Origin of the sequence: Herbaspirillum lusitanum P6-12, assembly GCF_000256565.1 — a bacterium.
In the GTDB taxonomy this organism is placed as follows: Bacteria; Pseudomonadota; Gammaproteobacteria; order Burkholderiales; family Burkholderiaceae_D; genus Herbaspirillum; species Herbaspirillum lusitanum.
Map to the genome: position 1 here is coordinate 1 of NZ_AJHH01000377.1, position 2,901 is coordinate 2,901.

Here is a 2,901-nt window from a genome sequence, read left to right on the forward strand (position 1 = left end):
AACCTAGGGGCAAGAAGGTGCTGGTCGAATTCGTTTCCGCCAATCCGACCGGTCCGCTGCACGTCGGCCACGGCCGTCAGGGCGCGCTCGGCGACGCCATGTCGGCGCTGCTGCAGTCGCAGGGCTACGACGTCACGCGCGAGTTCTACTACAACATCGCCGACGATTTCAAGGCGAAGAAGACGGTTTCCGCCAGCGACGGCGAGCCGGCTACCGCCAGCGGCGACGTCGAGGACCTCGAATCGATCCGCCGCTTCGCCGTGGCCTACCTGCGCCACGAGCAAGACCTCGACCTGCAGGCCTTCGGCGTGAAGTTCGACAATTACTATCTCGAATCTTCGCTCTACGCCGACGGCAAGGTCGCCGCCGCCGTGGATGCGCTCATTGCCGCCGGCAAGACCTATGAGCAGGATGGCGCGCTGTGGCTGCGCACCACCGACTATGGCGACGACAAGGATCGCGTCATGAAGAAGACCGACGGCACCTATACCTACTTCGTGCCCGACGTCGCCTATCACATCAACAAGTGGCAACGCGGCTACGGCAAGGTCATCAATATCCAGGGCAGCGACCACCACGGCACCATCGCGCGCGTGCGCGCCGGCCTGCAGGCCGCTGGCGTGGGCATTCCGCAGGGCTATCCCGACTACGTGCTGCACAAGATGGTCACCGTCATGCGCAATGGAGAAGAGGTCAAGATCTCCAAGCGCGCCGGTTCCTACGTGACCCTGCGCGACCTGATCGAATGGTCGGCCGGCGAGCCGGTCGAGGGTCAGGAACGTGACCTCACGCGCGGCCGCGATGCGGTGCGCTTCTTCCTCATCTCGCGCAAGGCCGATACCGAGTTCGTCTTCGATGTCGACTTGGCGCTGGCGCAGTCCGATGAAAATCCGGTCTACTACGTGCAGTATGCGCATGCCCGCATCTGCACCGTGCTGGGCAAGTCGGGCGTGGACGAAGAGGCGCTCAAGAGCAGCGCCGACCTGTCGCTCTTGACCGCTCCGCGCGAAGCAACGCTCTTGGCCAAGCTGGCCGAGTACCCGGACATGCTGGCCCATGCCCTGCAGGAACTGGGACCACACCAGGTCGCCTTCTACCTGCGCGATCTGGCAGGCGAATTGCATAGCTACTACAATGCAGAACGCGTGCTGGTCGACGATGTCCCAACCAAGATGGCGCGCCTGGCGCTCATGAGTGCGACTCGCCAGGTGCTGCGCAACGGACTGGCATTGATCGGCGTTTCCGCCCCGACAAGAATGTAACCCTGTAATGAAGACACAAGTGAAACAACACCATCCGATTTTACGCAAACAGGCCGGCGGCACCTTCCTGGGCCTGATCCTCGGTCTTATCGTTGGTCTCGGCATTGCCGTGGTCGTCGCGCTGATGATCACCAAGTCGCCGATTCCCTTCGTCAACAAGGTCACCAAGCAGGAACGCACCGAGCTGTCGCCGGGCCAGTCCTCCGACCCGAACAAGCCGCTCTACGGCAACAAGGACGTCGCCAAGGAAGCTCCGCCGGCGCCGAAGAATCCTGATCAGGAAAAGCCTGCGCCGGAAGCCAGGAAGCCGGACACGCCGCCTGCGCCGAAGGTCGACGTGCCGAAGGACAAGGACAAGCTGGCCGCCATCACCAAGGAGCAGCCGGCCAAGTCCGATAAATCCGAGAGTGCAGTCGACGACAAGTGGACCTATTTCCTGCAGACCGGCGCTTTCCGTGAACAGGCCGATGCCGAAAACGCGCGCGCCAAGCTGGCGTTGCTCGGTTTCGAAGCCAAGGTCAGCGAACGGCCCTCCGACAACGGCACCTTGTACCGCGTACGGATCGGCCCGATCGGCCAGCAAGAGACAGTGAACCGGATGCGTAGCAAATTGTCTGATAACGGCGTCGATGCCGCCATCGTCCGCATACCAAAATAAGGACCGTTTTCAGTTTGCCGTGGTTTAACTTTGCCCGGCACGGCGATCCGCCATCATATTTATTTGCGAATACCTTGAGAAGGGGTTAAGAATCATGCGTTTGTTCCGTCATGCTCTCGCTGTCATCAGCCTGGGTTTGCTGGCCGTTTCGGCTAGCGCGTCACCTGCCAATCCCCAAAGCGGCACCGACTACCGTACGCTGGAGCAAGCCCAGCCGACCGAGTCGGGCAAGAAGATCGAAGTCACCGAATTTTTCTGGTACAGCTGCCCGCATTGCGCGGCATTCGATCCAGCGCTGACCGCCTGGGTCAAGAAGCAGGGCGACAAGATTGTCTTCAAGCAAGTGCCGGTCGCCTTCCGGGAATCGTTCATCCCTCAGCAGAAGCTCTACTACGCGCTCGAAGCGATGGGCAAGACTGCGGAAATGAATCCGAAGATTTTCCAGGCCATCCATGTTGACCGCCAACGCGTCGACACCGACAAGACCATCCTGGAGTTCATCGAGAAGCAAGGCATCGACAAGCAGAAATTCGTCGACCTGTACAACTCCTTCGGCGTGCAGACCAAGGTGCGCCGCGCCTCGCAATTGCAGGAAGCGTACAAGATCGACGGCGTGCCGACCATCGCCATCGACGGTCGTTACCTCACCTCGCCATCCATCGCCGGCGCCTCCATGGCCAACCAGCCCGAGTCCATGCAGCAAGCCGCATCGCTGCAAGTGATGGATCATCTGCTGACCAAGCTGGCGGCGGAAAAAGGCGCCGAAAAGCCGGCCGAAGCAGCATCGACCAAGCCGGCCAAGAAGAAATAAGCTTCACCGCGCCGAACACGGTCCGTCGCTCGCGAGAGGACGGACCGTTTTCATTGGCGCGCACCGATCACAATTGAACGAAAGGGATGGCATGCAGCGAGTCTTCATCACCGGCGCATCAAGCGGCATCGGCGCCGGCGTGCCGACGCCAAGCGGCAGCACGCCGGCCA

Annotated in this window: 3 protein-coding genes; all 3 read left to right on the forward strand. The window is 61.3% G+C overall.

The genetic code is table 11. The features are described 5' to 3' along the window. The coding region (argS, locus tag HLUSI_RS0111965) for an arginine--tRNA ligase (RefSeq protein ID WP_016834198.1) at positions 1-1,262 on the forward strand (1,262 nt) is incomplete at its 5' end. 7 nt (positions 1,263-1,269) lie between these two features. Continuing rightward, positions 1,270-1,920 (forward strand): SPOR domain-containing protein, encoded by a 651-nt coding sequence (locus tag HLUSI_RS0111970; protein ID WP_016834199.1) that lies wholly within the window; start codon positions 1,270-1,272, stop codon positions 1,918-1,920. 94 nt (positions 1,921-2,014) lie between these two features. Continuing rightward, the gene (locus HLUSI_RS28305; protein WP_016834200.1) at positions 2,015-2,731 is read left to right on the forward strand and encodes a thiol:disulfide interchange protein DsbA/DsbL; all 717 of its coding nucleotides are present in this window, start codon (positions 2,015-2,017) and stop codon (positions 2,729-2,731) included. Positions 2,732-2,901 lie beyond the last annotated feature (170 nt).

What these genes read in the sequence shown, in the direction of transcription:
- HLUSI_RS0111970 (WP_016834199.1), top strand. Translation starts at nt 1,270, where the DNA reads ATGAAGACACAAGTGAAACAACACCATCCGATTTTACGCAAACAGGCC.
- HLUSI_RS28305 (WP_016834200.1), top strand. Translation starts at nt 2,015, where the DNA reads ATGCGTTTGTTCCGTCATGCTCTCGCTGTCATCAGCCTGGGTTTGCTG.